Source organism: Corallococcus sp. CA047B, assembly GCF_003612065.1.
In the GTDB taxonomy this organism is placed as follows: domain Bacteria; phylum Myxococcota; class Myxococcia; order Myxococcales; family Myxococcaceae; genus Corallococcus; species Corallococcus praedator.
In genome coordinates, this window is the sequence record NZ_RAWD01000090.1 from 1 (window position 1) to 19,196 (window position 19,196).

A 19,196-nucleotide genomic window follows, 5' to 3' on the forward strand; every position below is an offset into this window, starting at 1 on the left:
GGCTTCGGCTTCTCCGCGACCAACCGCTCCAGCGCCACCTGCACGCGCTCGGGCACTTCCGACTCCGACACCGTGGTCGTCCAGGGCTGGTAGCCCACGAACAGCAGCTCCAACCGGTGGGAGGCCTTCCCCTCGGGCACCTCCAGCGTGGTCGGCGTCATCCCCACCGGCGTGCCATCCCAGCGCACCTGCGCGCCCGGCGGATTCGTCACCACCTGGAGCTTTCGCAGGGGAGAGGCCGACATCTCGGGGACCACCGCCCGCCAGACGAACACCCCCAGGACCACCGCCGCGAGCGCCCCCCATATCCAGACGGGCACCGACCCACGCGTCGCTTCCGGCGGAGGCGGCTCCAGGGCGGCCCCCGTCTCCCGCTCCTGCGGATACGCCGAGTCCAGCGCCCGGTGCACCGAGGACGCCGTCGCGGGCTCCCCCGCTCCGCCCGGAACGTCCTCCCCCGTCCAGATGGCCACCTGGCGCAGGAAGGACGCGGGGATGCGCGGCTCATGCCCCGCGAGCTTGAGCTCCTCCTCGAACAGCCAGCCCATCAGGTGTCGCAGCGTCGTGGCGGGGAACAGGGGCGCCCGGTACGCGAGCCACTCCGCCAGGGCGCGCTGGAAGTCCTCCGCGCTGGTGAAGCGGTCCTCGCGCCGCAGCGCCAGCGCCCGCGACACCAGCGCCACGAGCGAAGCGTCCAGCTCCGGCACGTACTGGTGCGCGGACGTCACCATTCCCTTGGCGATGCGCTCCATCACCGCATGCGCATCCCCCTCCACCGGTCGGCGGCCGGTGAGCAGTTCGAAGAGCACCACGCCCGTCGTGTACACGTCCGAGCGCGCATCCAACGCCTCCGCGCGCGTCTGCTCCGGGGACAGGTAGATGTACTTGCCACGCACCACGCCGGCTTCCGTCTCCGGCTGATCCGACAGCTGCGCCTTCGCGATGCCGAAGTCGGACAGCTTCACCTCGCCCTCGTAGCTGACGAGCACGTTGTCCGGCGACACGTCGCGGTGCACCAGCCCCAGCGGACGGCCCTCCTCGTCGCGGCGGGTGTGCGCGTGGTGCAGGCCCTTGCAGACCTCCAGCACCAGCCCCACCGCCAGCGGCGCGGGCAGGTGCGAAAGCCCCTTCAGCTTCGAGCGCTTGAGCACGTGCGACAGGGGCTGCCCGTCCACCCACTCCATCGCGAGGAAGTACTCGCCCTCCACCTCACCGAAGTCGAAGACCTGCACGATGTTGCCGTGGCTCAGGCCCATGGAGATGCGCGCTTCGTTGAGGAACATCCGCACGAAGGCCGGGTCCTGCGCGTACGGGTCCCTCACGCGCTTGATGACCACGGAGCGGGACACGCCCGGCGCCAGCGTGAAGCGCGCGCGGTGCACCACGGCCATCCCGCCCGCCCCCAGGCGCTGCTGCAATTCGTACTTCCCGAACCGCGTCGTGTGGGAACCCGTCGTCACGGGGCCGGAGGGTACCCTACCCCCGTGTCACGAGGGGAGCCCCACACCCGACGGCGTGGCTCAGCGCTCGCCCCAGTGGAGCTTCTGCCGGAGGATGGTGAAGAACGCCACGCGGGGGTTGCGCACCAGGCCCACGCGGTTGGGCGAACGCACGACCTCGATGCAATCCCCCGTCTGCAGCGAGTGGCCCGTCTGTCCGTCCAGCGTGAGGTACGTGTCCGCCGTCTCGCTCTTGAGCGTGATGCGGATGGTCCGGTCCGCCGGCACCACGATGGCCCGCTGGGTCAACGCGTGCGAACAGATGGGCGACAGGATGGTGCAGTCCACCGACGGGTGCACGATGGGCCCGCCCGCGGACAGCGAATACGCGGTGGAGCCTGTCGGCGTGGCCAGGATGATTCCGTCCGACTTGTACGTGGTGATGGGCACGCCATCGATGGACGTCTCGTGGTCCGCGATGCGCGCCAGGGCGCCCTTGTTGATGACCACGTCGTTGAGGATTTCATCCTCGATGAGGACCTTGCCCCCGCGCATCAGCCGGCACGACAGCTTCATCCGCGAGTCCACGTGGAAGTCGCCCGCCAGCACGTCCGCCAGCCGGGTGAACAGCTCCTCCACGGGCACTTCGGTCATGAAGCCCAGGCTGCCCAGGTTGACGCCGATGATGGGCACGTTGCGGCCGCCCAGCAGCCGCGCCGCGTAGATGAGGGTGCCGTCGCCGCCCAGCACCACCACCGCGTCCGCGCGCGCCGCCAGCTCCCGGTCCTCCACGCGCGGCCAGTTCAGCGCATGTGCCAGGGCACGGTCCGCCAGCACCGTGAGGTGCGGGTAGCGCTCATGGATCTCCGCCGCCAGGGCCGTGGCCTGCGGGGTGTCTCGCTTCGCGACGATGACCAGGGTCTGCACGCCCCCCGGGTTCTAGTCCAGGCGGCCAGCCGGAGGGGCAAGGGAATTGACGCACCGGTCCGACGCCGGACATCCCCCCGGGACATCGGGAGGGCGCGGGAGCGGCTGGGACGCTAGGTTCAGGGACGACATGGACCTGTTCGACCACGCCAGCCAGAAGGAAACGGCCTCCCTGGCGCCGCTCGCCGAGCGCATGCGGCCCACCACGCTCTCCGAATACCTGGGCCAGGAGCACCTCACCGGCGAGGGCCGCTTCCTGCGCCGCGCCCTGGAGGCCGACCAGGTGCCCAGCCTCATCCTCTGGGGCCCACCGGGCACCGGCAAGACGACGCTCGCCCAGCTCGTCGCCCGCTCCACCGGCGCCGCTTTCGAGACGATGTCCGCCGTGCTCGCGGGCGTGAAGGACATCCGCGAGACGGTGGCCCGCGCCCAGGACCGCTGGAAGCTGAACCGCCAGCGCACCCTGCTCTTCATCGACGAAATCCACCGCTTCAACAAGTCGCAGCAGGACGCGCTCCTGCCCCACGTGGAGAAGGGCACCGTCACCCTCATCGGCGCCACCACGGAGAACCCGTCCTTCGAAGTGAACGCCGCCCTCCTGTCCCGCTGCCGCGTCATCACCCTGCGCGGCCTGGAGCAGGAGGAGCTGGTGGCGGTGATGCGCCGCGCGGTGGCGGACCCCAAGGGCCTGGGCGGCCGGGTGACGGTGGACGACGCGGCGCTGGACTTCATCGCGGACGCGGCCGGTGGGGATGCGCGCAAGGCCCTCACCGCGCTGGAGGCCGCCGCGGCCCATGGCGGCACGGCGGTGGACCGCAAGGTGGCGGAGGAGGCGCTCCAGCAGAAGCTGCTGCTCTACGACAAGGGCGGCGAGGAGCACTACAACGTCGTCAGCGCCTTCATCAAATCCATGCGCGGCAGCGACGTGGACGCGGCGCTGTACTGGATGACGCGCATGCTGGAGGCGGGCGAGGACCCCGTCTTCATCTTCCGCCGCATGGTCATCTTCGCGTCGGAGGACGTGGGCAACGCGGACCCGCGCGCGCTGGGCGTGGCGGTGGACGCGCTCCGGGCCTTCCAGTTGATGGGCCTGCCCGAAGGCACCCTGCCCCTCACCCAGGCCGTGACGTACCTGGCGCTGGCGCCCAAGTCGAACGCCGTCATCGCGGCCTACGCCGCCGTGCGCGAGGCCGTGACGAAGGAGGGCGCGCTGCCGGTGCCCCTGCACCTGAGGAACGCGCCCACGAAGCTGATGAAGTCGCTGGGCTACGGCGGCGGGTACAAGTACCCGCACAACTTCGAGGGCAACTACGTCCCGGAGGAGTACCTGCCCGAAGCGCTGCGCGCCCGCTGCTTCTACACCCCGACGCGCAATGGCTTCGAGGCGGAGCTGTCCGAGCGCTACGAGAACATCCAGCAGCAGCTCGCCGCGCGGCGTGAAGCCGGGGGCGAGCGCGAGCCCGGGGAGGACGGCTGAAGCGCCCTCCTCCCGCGTGCGGGGCTCAACGTCAGGACACGGCTTCGAGCACGGGAACGCCCGGCCCGGTGTCCGAGTCCGGCCCCTTGCCCTGGCGCGGCTTCATGCTCCGGCCGGCCACCTCGTACTGCTTGAGCAGGCGGCGGAAGTTGGAGCGGTCCACGCCGGCCGCGCGCGCCGCGCTGGACACGTTGTGGTTGTTCTTCTCCAGCAGCGCGGACAGGTAGCGGCGCTCGAAGGCGCGCATGGCCAGGCGCTTGGCCTGGGCGTACGGCAGGTGCGCCAGGCTGAACACCTCCACCGCCGAGTCGGCCTGGGGCGCGGCCTGGAAGCCGGGCGGCAGGTCCTCCACGTCGATGGCCTCGTTGGCCGTGAGCACCACCGCGCGCTCGATGACGTTCTCCAGCTCGCGCACGTTGCCCGTCCACCGGTTGCAGGTGAGGGCCTCCATGGCGCGGGGGCTGATGCCGTTGACCTTCTTGTCCGCCTTGCCGGTGTAGACCTTGAGGAAGTGGTGCGCGAGCAGCGGCACGTCCTCCGGGCGGTCGCGCAGGGGCGGCAGGTCGATGGTGATGACGTTGAGCCGGTAGAACAGGTCCTCGCGGAACTTGCCCTGCTCCTTGGCGCGCGACAGGTCCACGTGCGTGGCGGCGATGACGCGCACGTCCACCTTCACGGGCTCGTTGGCGCCCACGCGCTTCACCTCGCCCTCCTGCAGCACGCGCAGCAGGCGCACCTGGGTGGCGGGGGGCACGTCGCCAATCTCGTCCAGGAAGATGGTGCCGCCGTCGGCCGCCTCGAAGAGGCCCTTCTTGTTGCCGGTGGCGCCGGTGAAGCTGCCCTTCACGTGGCCGAACAGCTCGCTTTCCAGCAGCGTCTCCGTCAGCGCCGAACAGTTGACGGCCACGAAGGGCTTGTCACGGCGGGCGCTGCGGTAGTGGATGGCGCGCGCGACCAGCTCCTTGCCCGTGCCGCTCTCACCCTGGATGAGGACCGTGGCGGTGGAGTGGCTGACCGTCTCCACCAGCTTGAACACGGCGCGCATCTGCGACGACTGCCCGATGAGGTCCTCGAACTGGCTGCGCGCGGTGAGCGCCTCCTCCAGCGCGCGCGTGCGGTCCTTGAGGGACTTGCGCTCGGCGGCCTTGGCCACCGTGAGGCTCACCTCGTCGATGTTCTCGAAGGGCTTGGTGAGGTAGTCGTACGCGCCCGCCTTCACCGCCTCCACCGCCGTCTCCACGGTGGCGAAGGCCGTCATCATGATGACCTCCACGTCCGGGCGGTCCGCCTTGATGGCGCGCAAGAGGTCCATGCCGGACAGGTGCGGCATCTTGATGTCGAGCACGACCACGTCGATGGACGGGTCCTTCGCCGCCGCGAGCCCCTCCACCGCGTCGTCGATGGCGACGACGGGGTGCCCCTCCCGCTGGAGGATCTGGGTGACGGCCTTGAGGACGACGGAGTCGTCATCCACGACGAGGACCTTGGCGCGCTTGACTTGGTTCACGGCAACCTCTCGAGCTGCAGGGGAATGGGCAGGAAGACGGTGAAGCGGGAGCCAGTGCCCACGTGGGTGTCCACCTGGAAGGTGCCCCCGTGGTCCTGGACGATGCGGTAGGCAATGGACAGGCCCAGGCCCGTTCCCTCGCCCGGAGGCTTGGTGGTGAAGGACGGCTCGAAGATGCGCGGCAGGTGCCGCTCTTCAATGCCCGTCCCGGTGTCCGCCACCGCGAAGAAGCACCGGTCGCCCTCGCGGCCCGTCTCCAGGGACAGGCGCCCCTTGCCTTCGGGCAGCGCGTACAGGCCGTTCTGCAGCAGGTTGAGCACCACCTGCGCGAGCTGGCCCGCGTCGCCGTACACCTTGGGCAGCCCGTCCTTCAGGCCCAGCTTCAGCTCCACCTTGGGCATGGACTTGAGCTGCGCGCGGAAGAGCACCGCGGCGTCCTCCACGCACTTGGACACGTCGAAGAGGCGGCGGTCCTCCACGCGGCTGTGCCGGCTGAACTTCAGCAGGCTCTCCACGATGCGCTTGCAGCGCAGCGCGCTCTCTTCAATCAGCTTCAGCGACTCCAGGTCGTTGCTGCTGCGGCCCGCGTCGCGCGACATGAGCTGCGCGAAGGCGAGGATGCCGCCCAGCGGGTTGTTGATTTCATGCGCCACGCCGCCCGCCAGCTGCCCCACCGCCGCCATCTTCTCCGTCTCGATGAGCCGGCGCGTCATCGCCTGCTCCTCGGTGACGTCGCGGTAGGTGCACACCGCGCGGTCGTCGCCGGCGAACGGATAGGCGGCCACCACGTAGCTGCGCCCGCCCTGCTGCACTTCCCCGCGCGCGCCCTTGCCGCTCTCCATGGCGGAGGGCAGCGGGCAGCCCGCGCACGGCGTGTCCCGGCCGAAGAGGTACTGGTGGCACGGCACGTCGGAGGGCACTTCCTCGATGGAGCGGCGCGCCACCTGCGCGTACGCCACGTTCGCGCGGCGCACCGCGAAGTCCCGCGCGCGCACCACCGCGAGCGGCGTCTCCATGCAGTCGAAGGAGAGCTCCCACTCGCGCTTCGCGGTGGACAAGAGGCGCGTGCGCACCGCGACGCGCTCCTCCAGGTCCGCGTTGAGGCGCTTCAACTCCGCGTTCTGCTCCTGCGTGACGCGGTAGAGCCGGTCGTTCTCCGTCTGGAGCGCGTGCTGCTCGAAGGCGCTCTTGACCGTGAGCACCAGGTGGCTGTCGTTCCAGGGCTTGGAGATGAAGCGGAAGATTTCCGAGCGGTTGATGGCCTCTTCGATGGCCTGCTGATCCGCCTGCCCCGTCAGCATGATGCGCTGGGCCCGGGGCTCCTGCTGCTTCACCTGGGTGAGGAACTCCACCCCGTTCATCCCCGGCATCCGGAAGTCGGAGATGACGACCTCCGGGTGGAACCGCTCCAGCGTGCGCAGGCCGGCTTCCGCGTCCGTCGCCGTCTCGATGTCCCACTCACCCCGCCGCAGCACCCGCCGGATGGACTTGAGGATGTTCTCCTCGTCGTCCACGAGCAGCAGCCGCCCGCGGGCGACTGGGTCCTGCGCTTGTGCCTGTGCCACCAGGGTTCCCATGAAGTTTCCGGGTTCCGACATTTGCAATGGCCTTGCCAAACCCGAGATTTGGATAAGCCCCGGGAATCACGCCCATTTTCCAGGACCTGACAAAAAGGGGCAAGGTCATCATAGACCCACCACACCCAAACGGGTCAAGTCTGACCCCGGGTACATGACCCCCCCGGGTCAGCCAACCCGGGAGGGTGGTGCCGAAAACAGGGGTGCGGGCGGGTGCAGGCAGATGCGGTCGCGACCCTCGCGCTTGGCGCGGTAGAGGGCCTCGTCGGCGGTCAGCAGGAGCTGTTCCGGGGTGAGGATGGCGCGGTGGGGGAAGCTGGAGACCCCCAGGGATGCCGTGACGCGCAGGGCCCCCTCCGGGCCCGCATGCAGGTCGGAAACGCCCCTGCGCACGCGCTCCGCGACGGTGAGGGCTCCCGGCAGGTGGGTACAGGGCAGGAGGATGGCGAACTCCTCCCCTCCGTAGCGGGCCACCAGGTCGGTTTCGCGCACGCTGTGCTGCAGCGAGGCGGCCACCTCCCGCAGCACCCGGTCCCCGGCGCCGTGGCCGTGGGCGTCGTTGATGTTCTTGAAGTGGTCCAGGTCCACCAGGATGAGCGACAGGCTCTCGTCGTAGCGCTGCGCGCGGCGGAACTCCTCGCGCAGCCGCTCCTGGAAGTAGCGGTGGTTGTGCACCTGGGTCAGGCCGTCCGTGACGGCCAGGCGCCGCAGTTCCTCTACCTGGGAGTGAAGTTCTGTCCACTTCCGGTACGTTTCGAGGCTCCGGTATAGCCGGAGTCGCAGCTCTTCCTCGTCCCAGGGGGTCAAAATCAACTCAGCCCCCCTGCGGAGCGCGGCGAGCCTCAGGGCCTTGTCCTCCGGTGGGGAGAGCACCAGCACCGGCGGCCGGGACGACGTGGGAGCAGGTGGGGTGAGCGCCTCCAGCAGCGCATGGGCCTCCGTGGGGTTCGTTTCGCCGGGGCAGAGCAGGACGCCATCTACCTCCTGGGTCAGTCCCAGGGCCTCCGGCCCGGAGCGCGCCACCCTGAGGGCGAAGTCCTCCGGGCCGAGCGTGCGTACCAGGTGGGGCAGCAGCGCCTGCGAATCGTCGACGACCAGCAGCGTGAAGGGCTTGGTTTTCACCGTGTCCCCGTAAAATGATGACTAGACGGTACTCTAGGGGTTTGTCACGGGGAAGGCCATGGGGTTTGCCTCGGAACCTCGCCCTCTGGTAGCGAGCGCCGTTTCCTTTCTGACGGAACGACGCGAGATGACGACCGTGGCCAAGTACCCGAGCATCAGCCTGTTCTTCCCCGCCTGGAACGAGGAGGACTACGTGGAGCGCGCGGTGAGTCGCGCCCTCGAAGTGCTGCCCAAGCTCACGGACGACTTCGAAATCATCGTCGTCAACGACGCTTCCACGGACCGGACCCAGGAGGTCTGCGAGGCGCTGGCGGCGAAGGTGCCGCAGCTCAGGGTCATCACCCACCCGGTGAATCTGAAGCTGGGCGGGGCGATGCGCACGGGGCTGACGGCGAGCACGAAGGACCTGGTGCTGTACTCGGACATCGACCTGCCGTTCGACATGCGGGAGGTGGAGCGGGCGCTGCACCTGATGGAGTACCTGGAGGCGGACATGATCTGCGCCTTCCGGTTCGACCGCACGAGCGAGGGTCCCAAGCGCATCGTGTACTCGTTCGTCTACAACCTGCTCATCCGGGCGCTGTTCGACATCCAGATCAAGGACGTGAACTTCAGCTTCAAGCTGATGCACCGCCGGGTGCTGGAGTCGATGGAGCTCAAGAGCCAGGGCTCGTTCATCGACGCGGAGCTGGTGGTGAAGGCCATCCGCAAGGGCTTCCGGGTGTTCCAGATGGGCGTGGACTACTTCCCGCGCACGCGCGGCATCTCCACGCTGGCCTCGCCGTCGGTCATCCTGAAGATGGTGAAGGAGCTGGTGAGCCTGTACCCGGAGACGCGCACGCCCACGGCGCCCTTGCAGCCGGTGCGCCTGCCGCCGTCGGTGCAGCCGCTGCGTCCGGTGACGGGCACCACGGGGCGCGGGTAGGGGCGCCCCATGCCGCCGCGCACGCGCCTCATCGTCAACGCGGATGACCTGGGCCTGCACCCGTCGCTGGACGCGGGCATCCTGAAGGCCCACCGCGACGGCATCGTCACCAGCGCCACGCTGCTGGCCATGGGGCCTTCGGCGGCGGAGGCGGTGGGGCTCGCGAAGGCGCAGGGGCTGGCGGTGGGCGTGCACCTGGCGCTGTCCACGCGGCTGCGGTGCGCCGCGCCCTCGGAGTCGGTGCGGACGGTGGCGCCGGACGGGCGGCTCCGGGGCAGTTGGGCGGACTTCGCACGGGCGTGGCTCACCGGGCAGGTTCGACGCGAGGAGCTGGAGCGGGAGCTGTCCGCGCAGCTCGCCCGCGCTCGGGAGCTGGGCGCTCAGGTGGACCACCTGGATGGGCACCAGCACCTGCACCTGTTGCCGGGGGTGCGTTCGGTGGTGGAGGGCATGGCCTCACGGGAGGGGCTGCCCCTGCGGTGGCCGGATGCGCTGCCGCGTGCGTCGTGGCTGCGCGCTCCCGGGCCGGCGTTGAAGACGACGGTGCTGGCGGTGCTGGCGCGCACGGCGCCCCGGGCCCGTCCGGGCGTGCGTCGGGTGAGCGCGGGAGGCGTGTTCGAGGCGGGCCGGCTGGATGAGCCCGCGCTGCTGGCGGTGCTGGACGCGCTGCCGGCGGGGGACTTCGAGCTGGGGTGCCATCCGGGGGAAGGCGCGCCGCATGTGCCGGAGGACCCGGCGTGGCGCTATGGCTGGGGCGCGGAGCTGGCGGCGCTCACGAGCCCCCGGGTGAAGGCGAAGCTCGTGGAGCGGGACATCGCGCTCGCGAACTACGGCGCGTTGGGCTGAAGCCCCATCAGCGCGCCTCGGCGTCGTAGAGCAGGTGCGGCGTCGTGTAGCCCTCGCCCAGCCCCACCACCTCGCGCACCTCGAAGCCCGCGTCGCGCAGCATCCGCACGCCGTCCACGCGCGGCCGGAGCACCATGCCTCCGCTGGCCTTCGTGCGCCCCAGCAGCGACACCATCACCCACTCCTGCGCCAGGGCCTTCGCGTGCTTCCAGGAGCGATCCCCCTCCACCTCCTTCAACAGGAAGCGCCCCCCGGGCTTCAACAACCCGCGCACGGCCTTGAGGAACGCGGGCCACTGCGCCTCCGGCAGCAGGTACAGCACGTCGCACACCACCGCCGCGTCGAGCGTCCCGGAATGCTCCGCCGCCAGCTGCTCCACCGACCCCACGGCCAGCGTCACGTTGGGCAGCCCCGAAAGCGCCTCCTGCGCCCAGCGCACCTTGCGCGCATCCAGGTCCACGCCCAGCACCCGGCGCTCCGGCACCGCGAGCGCCATCAGCGCGGACAACAACCCGTGCCCACAGCCGATGTCCGCCACCGTCCCCGCTGGCAGCCGCGAGGCCACCGCGAGCAGTGGCGCCGACGATGCGCGCGCGTGGACATGGAAGCGCTCGCTCGCGGGCAGCCCCGCGTAGCGCTCCAGGGCCTGCGCCAGGAGCCCGCGGCTCATGACACGTACTCCGCGGCGCCGAACGCCACCGTCAGCGCCAGCATCAACCCCAGGCTCGTCGCGAGCACGCCCCATTTCCACCGTGGACGCTCGCGCAGGAGCAGCGCCAGCGTGAGGAACAGGGGGAAGGCGGCCAGCAGGTAGCGCCCCATGCCCATGAAGTCCTTGCTGGACATGGCGGGCAGTCCGACGATGGCCAGCGTGTACACGCCATAGCCCCACCCCAGCCGCTTCGCGCACGGCCACACCAGCGCGAGCGCCCCCAGGGTGACGGCCGCGTGCCCCACCAGCCGCAGGCCGTCCGACAGCGACATGTCCCGGCTGAAGCCCTGGAACCAGCGCAGCTTCGCCCACGTGCGCCAGCCCGGCTTCTGGTCCCACCCCGGCGCGGACTGCACCTTCACGAACGCGAAGGGCTCCCCGAACGCCTTCCACTGGTACAGCACGTACAGCACGAAGCCCGCCGCCGCGAACACCGGCAGCAGGTCCACGAGGCTCCACTTCTGGCCGCGCTCGTGCTTCCATTCCAGCCGCCGCGCGAGCAGCCCCACCACCAGCGCGGGCGCCACCGGCCGCGCCGCGGTGGCCACGGCGGCCAGCAGCACGGCAAGCCCCAATTGCCCCCGCTCCAGCAGCAGGAACGCCCCGATGACGAGCAGCAGGAACAGCGCGTCCGAGTACATCGCCCCGTAGAGGAAGAACGCGAACGGGTAGAACGCCAGCAGCAGCCCCGCGTCGCGCGCCGCCTCCTCGTCCGCCCGCGTGCGCGCCCACTGCGTGAAGACGTACAGCGCCCCCAGCCCGCTCAGCATCGTGACGAGCATCCCCGCGAGGAACGTGTCCACATGCAAGAGGCCCAGGCCGCGCAGCACCAGCGGGTACAGCGGGAAGAACGCCACCGGGCTCTGCTGGCCGGGCGTGTAGCTGTAGCCGTGCGTCGCGATGTGCGCGTACCAGCCGGCGTCGAAGTGCGCCCAGCCCAGCAGCGTGGGAGCCCCCGGCCAGGTGGGCCGCGCGGGACTGTAGCCCAGGGGAAACGCGAGCGCGGCCACCGTCACCAGCACGGTGCACACCACCAGCGCGGCGAGGCCTGCGGTCAGGACGGCACGGGGAGCGGAGCGGACCATTCGGGGCATGCCCTTGGTCCAGAACCGCCCCCGCCGTCAAGCCGGGCTCCATGCCCCGGGCCAGGGGAAGGCCTTGCGGCCCCCTCCCCTGCCCCGGTCCGTCACGACGTCACGCGTCGTAGAAGCCCTTGCCGGCCCGCACCTTCTCCAATAGCAACGGCGCGGGCGTGAAGCGCTCGCCGTACTTGTCCTGGTAGTGCTCCAGCTTGCGCAGCAGGTGGGCGGGCCCCAGGCTGTCCGCGTAGCGCAGCGGGCCGCCCAGGAACGGCGGGAAGCCCAGGCCGAAGATGGCGCCCACGTCGCCGTCGCGGGGGCTTCGCAGGATGCCCTCGCCCAGGCAGCGGATGGCCTCGTTCACCATCTGCAGCGCGCAGCGCTCCGCCATCTCCGCGGGGTCCAGCGACTTGCGGTCCTTGCCGTGCGGCAGGAGCAGGTAGACAGAGGGGTCCACCTCCTTCTTCTTCCCGTCCTCGTACAGGTAGAAGCCCTTCTGCGTCTTGCGGCCCAGGCGTCCGTCGGAGATGACGCCCTCCAGCGCCTTGGGCGCCGCCATCCGCTTGCCGAACGCGGCCTCCATGATGGGGCCCACCTTCTGGGCCACGTCGATGCCCACCTCGTCCAGCAGCGTGATGGGGCCCACCGGGAAGCCGAAGTCCACGAGCGCCTTGTCCAACTGGACGATGTCCGCGCCCTCCGCCAGCAGGTACGCCGCCTCGTTCATGTACGGCGCGAGGATGCGCGACGTGTAGAAGCCCGGCCCGTCGTTGACGACGATGACCGTCTTGCCCTGCTTGCGGCCCACGTCCACGCACGTCGCCGTCACCCACTCCGCGGTGCCCGGGTGCGTGATGATCTCCAAGAGCGGCATCTTGTGGACCGGGCTGAAGTAATGCATCCCAATCACTTGCGAGGGCCGCTTGCTGCCCTTGGCCAGCTCCGTGATGGGCAGGCTGGAGGTGTTGGACGCGAAGATGGTGTCCGGGCCGGTGACGGCCTCCACCTCCGCGATGACCTTGTGCTTGAGCTTCAGGTCCTCGAACACCGCCTCGATGATGAGGTCCACCGACTTGAAGCCGCTGTAGTCGGTGCCCGCGCTGATGTTGGACATCTTCGCGGACGACTCGCGGTGGGTGAGCGAGCGGCGCTTCACGCGCTCGTCCAGCACCGTCTGCACCTGCTTGAGCGCGCGGCCCGCGCCCGCGTCGTCCTTGTCCTTCACGCGCACCGGCACGCCCTGGAGCACGCCCGCCACGTAGGCGATGCCGCCGCCCATCAGGCCGCCGCCCAGCACGCCCACCTTCTTCACCTCGCGCGGCTTCACGCTGGCGTTGGCGGTGCCGTTCTCCTTCTTCAGCGCCGTGGTGGCGAAGAAGATCTCCACCAGCCGCCGCGACACGTCCGTGAACACCAGCTCGCCGAACGCCTTCGCCTCCGCCTCCAGGCCCGCCTTGCGCCCGGACTCCAGGCCCACGCGGATGACCTGGAGCGCCTTCTCCTGCGCCGGGTACTTGCCGCGCGTCTTCTTCAGGAGCGCCTTCTTCGCCTGGTCGAAGAGCACCTTGCGGCCGAGCGGGTTGTCCTCCAGCGCCGCCTCCGCCCACAGGTCCTTGCTGATGAGGCCCTGGAAGAGGCCCGCGATGCCCTTCTTCTTGCCGCTCGCCGCCACGGCCTTGAAGCCCTGGTGCGCGCGCTCCACCTTGAGCGTGCCCGCCGCCAGCTCCGCCGCGCGCTGCAACGCGATGCGCTTCAACATGGGCACGGGGACCACCTCATCCACGATGCCCAGCTTCTTCGCCTTGGACGCCTTCACGTTCTTGCCGGTGAGGATGAGGTCCAGGGCCGCCTGAGCGCCGATGAGCTCGGGCAGGCGCTGCGTGCCGCCCGCGCCGGGAATGAGGCCCAGCTGCGTCTCCGGCAGGCCCAGGCTCGTCTTGGGGCTGTCGGTGGCGATGCGGTAGTGGCACGCGAGCGCCCACTCCAGGCCGCCGCCCAGGCACGCGCCGTGGATGGCCGCGACGACAGGCTTGGAGAAGGCCTCCAGCCGGTCGAACTCCGCGTGCGCGGCGCGGCTGATGGCGACGACTTCGTCCGGGGACTTGATGGTCTGCAGGAAGTCGATGTTCGCGCCGGCGACGAAGTTGTCCTTCTTGCCGGAGATGAACACCACGGCCTTCACGTCCAGGGCGCGCTCCGCCTGCTCCAGGAGCTGCGTGAACGCGGTGCCCACTTCCGGGGACAGCGTGTTCACGGCCGCGCCCGGCAGGTCCACGGTGATGACCGCGACGCCGTCGGTGACGTCGTAGCTCAAGCCCTGCTTCGCCTCGACCTCTTCATGCTTGGTCGCCATCACGCACGCTCCAGGATGACCGCGGCGCCCAGCCCGCCCGCGGCGCAGACGGTGCACAGCACCGTGTTCTTGTTCCGACGCTTCAGCTCGTTCAGGGCCTGCGTGACGATGCGCGCCCCGGTGGCTCCAAACGGATGCCCCAGGGAGATGGAGCCACCCGTCACGTTCAGCCGTGAGCGGTCAATCTCACCCACCGGCCCGCTGAAGCCCGCCTTCTTCGCGAACTCCTTGGAGGCCAGCGCCTGGATGTTGCTCGCCACCTGCGCGGCGAAGGCCTCGTGCATCTCCACGAGGTCGATGTCCGAAAGCTTCAGCCCCGCGCGCTTGAGCGCCACGGGCGCCGCGTACGCCGGCCCCTGGAGCAGCTGGTCGCCCGGATCCGTCGCCGCGAACGCGTGCGAGCGCAGGAAGCCCAGCGGCTCGTAGCCCAGCGCCTTCGCCTTCTCCTCGCTCATCAGGAGCAGCGCCGCGGCGCCGTCGGTGAGGGGGGACGCGTTGCCGGCGGTGACGCTGCCATAGCGGCGGTCGAACACCGGCTTGAGCTTGGAGAGGGCCTCCAGGCTGGTGTCCTCGCGCACGATGTTGTCCTTCGTGGCGGACTGCTCGTACTTGGGCGGCACGAGGACGTGCATCACCTCGTCGGCGAAGTAGCCTTCCTTCCACGCCTTCGCCGCGTTCTGGTGCGAGTTGAAGGCGATGAGGTCCTGCTCCTCGCGGCTGATGCCGTTCTCCTTGGCCATCTTCTCCGCGCTCTCACCCATCGTCTCGCCGGTGGAGTACTCGGCGATGGCGGGGGGCACGGGCAGCAGGTCCTTGCCCTTGAGCTTCTGGAAGGGACGCAGCTTGTCCGGCAGGCTCTTGCCCTTGGACGACGCGGCCAGCGCGTGCGCCAGGGGGCGGCTGGTGAAGATGGGCGCGTCCGACAGGGACTCGGTGCCGCCCGCGATGATGACGTCCGCGTCCCCCAGCGCGATGGCGTTGGCTCCCGCCACGAGCGCCTGGATGGACGTGGCACAGGCGCGCGCCACCGTGAACGCATCGATGCGCTTGGGCAGGCCCGCCGCCAGCACCACTTCGCGCGCGATGGACGGCGCGGTCAGCGTGGGGATGACCTGACCGAAGACGACCTGGTTGATTTCGTTCGGATCCAGGTCGCTGCGCTGCACCAGTTCCTGGACCACCATCCGGCCCAGATCCAGCGCCGTCAGCCCCGCGAAGACGGTGCCCGCCTTCGCGAACGGCGTCCGCAATCCGCGAACGATGGCCACCCGACGGTGGCCGTTGCGCTTCTCGCTTGCCATGTGTGCCTCACCCTCTGTGCGACGAGTGACGCACTTCTAACGACCCACGATGCGCCGCGTCAACGCTGGATTGACTCAAGAGTCAATTGCTGGGCAGCCGGGCGAGCAGGGGGCCGCCCTCCCCACACGGGCCTTCAGCGCAGCGCGATGCCCTGGCGGAGGGCGACGCCATGGCGGTGCACGGCGTCCACGAGGAACTTCGCGGCGTCCGGGTCGCTGGGCGGGAGGATGCCGTGGCCCAGGTTGAAGATGTGCCCGACGGGGCCCGCGCGGCCGAGGATGTCCTTCACGCGGGCGTCCAGCTCCTCGCGGGGGAGGAACAGGTGCAGCGGGTCCAGGTTGCCCTGCGTGGCGACGTCCGGGCCCAGGATGCGGCGGCCCTCGTCCACGTTCACGCGCCAGTCCAGGCCGATGACGTCCGCGCCGGTGCGCTTCAGGAGCGGCAGGTGCGGGGTCATGTTGGTGCCGAAGAGGATGACGGGCACGCCCGTCGCCTTGAGCTCCGTCACCATGCGGGTGAGGTACGGCAGGCTGAAGCGCTCGAAGTCGTAGGGGGACAGCTCGCCGCCCCAGGAGTCGAAGATTTGAACGATGCTGGCGCCGGCCTCCACCTGCATCTTGAGGTACGGGATGAGGGTGTCGGTGAGCTTCTGGAACAGGCGGTGGGCCAGCTCCGGCTGCTCGAAGAGCAGGCGCTTGATGACGATGTAGCTCTTGGAGCCACCGCCCTCGACCATGTACGCGGCCAGGGTGAAGGGCGCGCCCGCGAAGCCGATGACGGGCACGGAGTCGTTGAGGGCCTTGCGGGTGCGGCGGATGGCCTCGGCGACGAAGCCGGTGCCCTCGACGGGGTCGGGGACGCCCAGCTTGTCGATGTCCGCGGCGGTGCGCAGGGGGTTGGGGAAGTGCGGCCCCTTGTCCCCGAGCTCCAGGTGGATGCCCATGGCCTCCACGGGGATGAGGATGTCGGAGAAGATGATGGCTGCGTCCACGCCCAGCCGGGTGACGGGCTGCACGGTGACTTCCGCGGCCAGGTCCGGGTTCTTGCAGAGGTCCAGGAACGCGATGTTGCCGCGGATGGCGCGGTACTCGGGCAGGTAGCGGCCGGCCTGGCGCATCAGCCACACGGGGGTGGTGTCGGTGGGCTGGCGGCGCGCCGTGCGCAGGAGTCGGTCGTTCACGTCATCACCTTCGAGGGGCGAGAGGGAGTCACGGGTCCCGGATGTACCGGAAGGCGCCTGTCCTTGCCACCAGTGCCTACGGAACGGCGGTGAACCCGAGGGCGAGCCCGTTGTTGCCCTCGTTGCCAACCTCACCCGAGGACGCGCGCAAGGTACGGCGCGGTGCGGCTGGCCTTCACCTTCGCCACGTCCTGGGGCGTGCCCTGCGCCACCACCCTGCCCCCGGCGTTCCCCGCGCCGGGCCCCACGTCGATGACATGGTCGCTGGCGGCGACGACGCGCAGGTCGTGCTCCACCACGATGACCGTGTTGCCCGCGTCCACCAGCCCCTCCAACTGCGTCATCAGCTTGTCCACGTCCGCCGGGTGCAGGCCGGTGGTGGGCTCATCCAACACGTAGAGCGTGTCGCCGTGCTGGGTGCGTTGCAGCTCCGTGGCCAGCTTGATGCGCTGCGCTTCGCCGCCGGACAGCTCCGTCGCGGGCTGTCCCAGCCGCAGGTAGCCCAGGCCCACGTCCTTCAACACCTTGAGCACCCGCATGAGCGGCGGCTCCTCCGTGAAGAAGTCGAAGGCGGCGTCCACCGTCATCCCCAGCACGTCCGCGATGTTCCGCTCGCGGTACTTCACCTCCAGCGTCTTCGGGTCGTAGCGGGTGCCGTGACACGTGGGGCACGGCGCGTACACGCTGGGCAGGAAGAGCAACTCCACGCTGACGAAGCCTTCGCCCTCGCACGTCTCGCAGCGGCCCCCCGCCGTATTGAATGAGAAGCGGCCCGCGCTGTACTTGCGCGATTTCGCCAGGGGCGTCGCCGCGAACAGCTTGCGCACGTGGTCGAACAGGCCCGTGTACGTCGCCAGGTTGGAGCGCGGCGTGCGCCCGATGGGCTTCTGGTCCACCGTCACCAGCCGCTTGAGCGCGTGCATCCCTTCCGTGATGTGGCCTTCGCTCGCCACCGTCGGCTCGCGGTCCAACGGCTCACCCTCCTCCTCTTCCGGAGCCAGCGTCTGCCCCAGCCGCCCGGCCACCAATTCCACCAGGGCCTGGCTCACGAGGCTCGACTTGCCGGAGCCAGACACGCCCGTGACGGTGGTGAACACCCCCAGCGGGAAGTCCACGTCCAGCCCGCGCAGGTTGTTGCGCTTCACCCCCTCCAATCGCAGACGTCCGGTGGCCTTCCGGGGCGCTCGGCGGCGCAGGGCCTCTTCCTCGAACAGGTAGCGCCGCGTCCGTGACGCCTCCACCTTCGCGAGTCCCTCCGGCGGCCCGCTGTAGAGCACGCGCCCGCCGTGCTCACCGGCGGCGGGCCCCACGTCGACAATCCAGTCCGCGTGGCGGATGACGTCCACCTCGTGCTCCACCACGAACAGCGAGTTGCCAGCGTCCTTCAACCGGTCCAGCGCCGTGAGCAACGCCTCCGTGTCGGCCGGGTGCAGGCCGGCGGACGGCTCGTCCATCACATACACCACGCCGAAGAGGTTGGAGCGGATCTGCGTGGCCAGCCGCAGCCGCTGCAACTCCCCCGGTGACAGCGTGGGCGTGGTGCGCTCCAGGGACAGGTAGCCCAGCCCCAGGTCCGTCAGCACCTGGATGCGGGCCAGCAGGTCCTTCGTGATGCGCTCGGCGACGATGACCTTCTCCGGATGCTCGCGGGCCATCGCCTCCGCGCCTTCCGCCCGCCCCTCCGCCGTGGGGCGCAGCAGGTCCGCGACCTGATCCAATGGCAGTCGGGACAGCTCGCCGATGTCCAGCCCCGCGAACTTCACCGACAGCGACTCGCGGCGCAGGCGCTTGCCGTTGCACAGCGAGCAATCACTGCTCACCATGTACCGGGCGACGCGCTTCTTCATCATCGCGCTCTCGGTGGTCGCGAACGTCGTCATCACGTATCGCTTCGCGCCGGTGAACGTGCCCATGTAGCTGGGCGGTTCCTTGCGGGCCAGGGCCCGCTTCACCTCCGCGGACGTGAAGCCCGCGTAGACGGGGACGCTGGGCTGCTCGTCGGTGAAGAGGATCCACTGCCGGTCCTTCTTCGGCAGGTCGCGCCAGGGCGTGTCGATGTCGTACCCGAGCGTCACCAGGATGTCGCGCAGGTTCTGGCCGTGCCACGCGGGCGGCCACGCGGCGATGGCGCGCTCACGGATGCTCAGGCTGTCGTCGGGCACCATCGAGCGCTCCGTCACTTCGAACACCCGGCCGATGCCGTGGCACTTCGGGCAGGCACCCGCGGGCGTGTTCGGCGAGAACGCGTCGGAGTCCAGCCGGCCCAGCTTCGGCGGGTACGTCCCGGCGCGCGAGTACAGCATGCGCACCGAGTTCGACAGCGTCGTCACGCTGCCCACCGACGAGCGCGAACTCGGCGCCCCCCGGTGCTGCTGCAACGCCACCGCCGGCGGCAGCCCGTCGATGGAGTCCACCTCCGGCACGCCCACCTGATCAATCAGGCGCCGGGCATACGGGGCCACGGATTCGAAGTAGCGCCGCTGCGCTTCGGCATACAGCGTCCCGAACGCCAGGGACGACTTGCCAGAGCCGGACACCCCGGTGAAGACCACCAGCGCATCGCGCGGGAGGTCCACGTCCACGTGTTTCAGGTTGTGTTCACGGGCCCCCCGCACGCGCACGAAGCCGGCGAGGTCGGGAGTCTTTCGGGTGCGGGAGGTTTTCGGAGGAGTCATGCCGGGGCGCAAGTTGCCCACGGCGAAGGGAGCGGTCATCCACGACGCGCGCAACGCGTCGGAATCCCGATGCGA

General features: G+C 70.0%; 14 protein-coding genes. 3 read left to right on the forward strand and 11 right to left on the reverse strand.

The genetic code is table 11. The annotated features are described in order from the left end of the window. Together D7X74_RS16315 and D7X74_RS16320 are read right to left on the reverse strand one after the other, a co-directional pair. Positions 1-1,460 (reverse strand): serine/threonine-protein kinase (locus tag D7X74_RS16315; RefSeq protein WP_147446582.1); only part of this gene is annotated, 1,460 nt, incomplete at its 3' end. Between the two features lie 60 nt (positions 1,461-1,520). After that, complete coding sequence (locus tag D7X74_RS16320; RefSeq protein WP_120533896.1) at positions 1,521-2,366, reverse strand: NAD(+)/NADH kinase; 846 nt, start codon at positions 2,364-2,366, stop codon at positions 1,521-1,523. Between the two features lie 130 nt (positions 2,367-2,496). Here D7X74_RS16320 and D7X74_RS16325 point away from each other — a divergent pair, with 130 nt between their 5' ends. Then, complete coding sequence (locus tag D7X74_RS16325; RefSeq protein WP_120533897.1) at positions 2,497-3,843, forward strand: replication-associated recombination protein A; 1,347 nt, start codon at positions 2,497-2,499, stop codon at positions 3,841-3,843. A gap of 31 nt (positions 3,844-3,874) precedes the next feature. Here D7X74_RS16325 and D7X74_RS16330 read toward each other — a convergent pair whose 3' ends face one another. The 3 genes from D7X74_RS16330 to D7X74_RS16340 all read right to left on the reverse strand — a co-directional run bounded on the left by D7X74_RS16330 (position 3,875) and on the right by D7X74_RS16340 (position 8,049). Next, a complete protein-coding gene (locus D7X74_RS16330; protein WP_120533898.1) occupies positions 3,875-5,350 on the reverse strand; it encodes a sigma-54 dependent transcriptional regulator in 1,476 nt (491 codons plus the stop codon). Next, positions 5,347-6,927: an ATP-binding protein gene (locus tag D7X74_RS16335; protein WP_120533899.1), complete on the reverse strand. Its 1,581-nt coding sequence runs from the start codon at positions 6,925-6,927 to the stop codon at positions 5,347-5,349. The genes D7X74_RS16330 and D7X74_RS16335 overlap by 4 nt, the downstream gene beginning before the upstream one ends. A gap of 168 nt (positions 6,928-7,095) precedes the next feature. Beyond that, entirely contained in the window at positions 7,096-8,049 is a 954-nt protein-coding gene (locus D7X74_RS16340) for a diguanylate cyclase (RefSeq protein ID WP_120533900.1), read from the reverse strand. A gap of 136 nt (positions 8,050-8,185) precedes the next feature. On the opposite strand from D7X74_RS16340, the gene D7X74_RS16345 reads away from it, so the two are divergent. Next, the gene (locus D7X74_RS16345) at positions 8,186-8,974 is read left to right on the forward strand and encodes a glycosyltransferase family 2 protein (RefSeq protein WP_120533912.1); all 789 of its coding nucleotides are present in this window, start codon (positions 8,186-8,188) and stop codon (positions 8,972-8,974) included. A 9-nt stretch (positions 8,975-8,983) separates the two neighbouring features. Next, a complete protein-coding gene (locus D7X74_RS16350) occupies positions 8,984-9,820 on the forward strand; it encodes a ChbG/HpnK family deacetylase (RefSeq protein WP_120533901.1) in 837 nt (278 codons plus the stop codon). A gap of 7 nt (positions 9,821-9,827) precedes the next feature. Here the strand turns inward: D7X74_RS16350 and D7X74_RS16355 are convergent, their stop codons facing one another. From D7X74_RS16355 to uvrA, 6 genes are all read right to left on the reverse strand, one after another. Next, complete coding sequence (locus D7X74_RS16355) at positions 9,828-10,490, reverse strand: class I SAM-dependent methyltransferase (protein ID WP_120533902.1); 663 nt, start codon at positions 10,488-10,490, stop codon at positions 9,828-9,830. After that, on the reverse strand, positions 10,487-11,626 hold the full coding sequence (locus D7X74_RS16360) for a mannosyltransferase family protein (RefSeq protein ID WP_233602122.1): 1,140 nt from the start codon (positions 11,624-11,626) through the stop codon (positions 10,487-10,489). The genes D7X74_RS16355 and D7X74_RS16360 overlap by 4 nt, the downstream gene beginning before the upstream one ends. A gap of 100 nt (positions 11,627-11,726) precedes the next feature. Next, positions 11,727-13,964 (reverse strand): fatty acid oxidation complex subunit alpha FadJ, encoded by a 2,238-nt coding sequence (fadJ, locus tag D7X74_RS16365; RefSeq protein WP_120533904.1) that lies wholly within the window; start codon positions 13,962-13,964, stop codon positions 11,727-11,729. Then, the gene (gene fadI, locus D7X74_RS16370; RefSeq protein WP_120533905.1) at positions 13,964-15,265 is read right to left on the reverse strand and encodes an acetyl-CoA C-acyltransferase FadI; all 1,302 of its coding nucleotides are present in this window, start codon (positions 15,263-15,265) and stop codon (positions 13,964-13,966) included. Before fadI ends, fadJ begins: the two co-directional genes overlap by 1 nt. 134 nt (positions 15,266-15,399) lie before the next feature. Beyond that, positions 15,400-16,446, reverse strand: a complete 1,047-nt coding sequence (gene hemE / locus D7X74_RS16375; RefSeq protein WP_120533906.1) for a uroporphyrinogen decarboxylase — start codon at positions 16,444-16,446, stop codon at positions 15,400-15,402. A 131-nt stretch (positions 16,447-16,577) separates the two neighbouring features. Continuing rightward, positions 16,578-19,121 (reverse strand): excinuclease ABC subunit UvrA, encoded by a 2,544-nt coding sequence (uvrA, locus tag D7X74_RS16380; RefSeq protein WP_120533913.1) that lies wholly within the window; start codon positions 19,119-19,121, stop codon positions 16,578-16,580. Positions 19,122-19,196: the final 75 nt, after the last annotated feature.

Bases quoted from the DNA above. Each gene is read 5' to 3' on its own strand.
- D7X74_RS16325 (WP_120533897.1), top strand. From the start codon at position 2,497: ATGGACCTGTTCGACCACGCCAGCCAGAAGGAAACGGCCTCCCTGGCG.
- D7X74_RS16335 (WP_120533899.1), bottom strand. From the start codon at position 6,927: ATGGGAACCCTGGTGGCACAGGCACAAGCGCAGGACCCAGTCGCCCGC.
- D7X74_RS16350 (WP_120533901.1), top strand. From the start codon at position 8,984: ATGCCGCCGCGCACGCGCCTCATCGTCAACGCGGATGACCTGGGCCTG.
- D7X74_RS16355 (WP_120533902.1), bottom strand. From the start codon at position 10,490: ATGAGCCGCGGGCTCCTGGCGCAGGCCCTGGAGCGCTACGCGGGGCTG.
- D7X74_RS16360 (WP_233602122.1), bottom strand. From the start codon at position 11,626: ATGCCCCGAATGGTCCGCTCCGCTCCCCGTGCCGTCCTGACCGCAGGC.
- fadJ (WP_120533904.1), bottom strand. From the start codon at position 13,964: ATGGCGACCAAGCATGAAGAGGTCGAGGCGAAGCAGGGCTTGAGCTAC.
- fadI (WP_120533905.1), bottom strand. From the start codon at position 15,265: ATGGCAAGCGAGAAGCGCAACGGCCACCGTCGGGTGGCCATCGTTCGC.
- uvrA (WP_120533913.1), bottom strand. From the start codon at position 19,121: ATGACTCCTCCGAAAACCTCCCGCACCCGAAAGACTCCCGACCTCGCC.